This window comes from Sinomonas sp. G460-2, from assembly GCF_047759905.1.
Classification (GTDB): Bacteria; Actinomycetota; Actinomycetes; order Actinomycetales; family Micrococcaceae; genus Sinomonas.
The window spans coordinates 1-1511 of sequence record NZ_JBKZWT010000521.1 but is presented as its reverse complement, the minus strand read 5'-3'; the positions used below and the strand labels follow the sequence as shown (position 1 = coordinate 1511).

General features: G+C 70.2%; 1 protein-coding gene. It reads right to left on the bottom strand.

Annotated elements, in window-relative coordinates:
• Positions 1-11: 11 nt before the first annotated feature.
• Positions 12-1442 carry a ferric reductase-like transmembrane domain-containing protein gene (locus ACLN58_RS22085; RefSeq protein ID WP_415857352.1) on the bottom strand — a complete coding sequence of 477 codons (1431 nt, stop codon included), beginning with the start codon at positions 1440-1442 and terminating at the stop codon, positions 12-14.
• Positions 1443-1511: the final 69 nt, after the last annotated feature.

The window sequence follows — 1511 nt, the reverse complement described above, 5'->3', positions numbered from 1 at the left end:
TGCCCGGGCCCTCACCAGTCGAACCTTTCGCGATGGAGCTGCGCGTCGGCGAGCCCCGTGGCCTTGGCGTCGGCCATGACGGATTCGGCCCACTTGTTCGGGCCGCATACGTAGACGTCGGAGCCGGAGAGGTTGGCCACGTAGTCGGCGAGCCGCAGCCCGGTCTGGTGGCGGGGGAGCCACGTGTTGCCGCTGCGGGCGCGGTGGCCTACGAGCTCGAACATGGTTGCTCCTCTCTGCTGGCACAGCTCGGCGATTTCGTCGCGGAGATACAGGGTCTCGGGCGTCGAGGCCCGGAGAATCACGGTGGCCTGTCGGGGCTCGAACTCGGCCCGTTCGAGGATGGCCCGGAGCGGAGTGATGCCGATGCCGGACCCTACGAGCACGAGGCCGGCCCGCGTGCGGGCGGCGTGGCCGAAGAGGCCGTAGGGTCCCGAGATCGAGACCTTCGTGCCGGGCTTGACGGCCATGAGCGAGGCACTGCCCCTCCCGAGGTTGCGCACGGTGATCCGCAGGCGCCCCGCTGCGGGGTCCGCGGACAGGCTGAAGGGGTGGTGGTGCCACCACAGGCCCGGCGCCAGGAAGCGCCAGATGAAGAACCGCCCGCCCGAGCCGGCCAACTCCTCAAGCCGCAGGCCCGTGAGCTCGACGTTCACGGCGCCGTCGCCCGCCGGGACCACGCGCTGGACGGTGAGCTGGTGGCGGAGGGTGAGTGCGAGCGGGGCCCAGATGCGGAAGCGGAGCAGGGCTGCGAGGACCAGGACGTAGAACGCGATCCAGTACCAGCGCTGCCACTGCCCGTCGGCGAAGAGGCCGCCCACGCTGAACTGGTGCGGGAGCGCCGTGAGCACGGCCGCGTACGTGAGCAGGTGCACGACGTACCAGAACTCGTACGGGAAGCGCCGCCGCACGGCCACGAGGGAGGTCACGACCACGGCGATGAACAGCACGATCGAGATGAACGCGAGCCACATGTCCGGGAGGTTGACCCACATCGAGACGCCCTCGGCGATCGGGTTGAGCCCGTCCGCCATGCCGTAGCCCAGCAGGAGGAAGACCGTGTGCGCGAGGATGAGATACAGCGCGGGCTTGCCGAGCTTCCCGTGCACCGCCATCGCCCGGTCGTGGCCGATCGCGTTGTCGATGAGCGGGATGCGCGCCGCGAGCAGCAGCATGACGAGCACGAGGTCAGTGCCGATGAGGCCCGCGATGACGCCGATGCCCGTGAGCGCGGGGCTGGGGCTGTTGAACTGGCCCGCGCCACCGTCGGCGAGATAGAGGGCGACGGCGGCCGCCCCCGATGCCCATGCGAGCACCGTGAGCGTGTCCTCGCGGAGCAGACGACGGCGCCCGCGCTTGCGGAGGTCACGGGCTAGCGCGGCGCCGGGCCCCGGATGCGGCGGCGTCGAGGGCCCATCGGTGGAGCGGAGAGCTGTCGTCATGCGAACAACTCTCGTGGCCCGTCCTGTCGTTCTGCTGTGACGGTGCTTGAGGCAGAATGTGGGATTTGG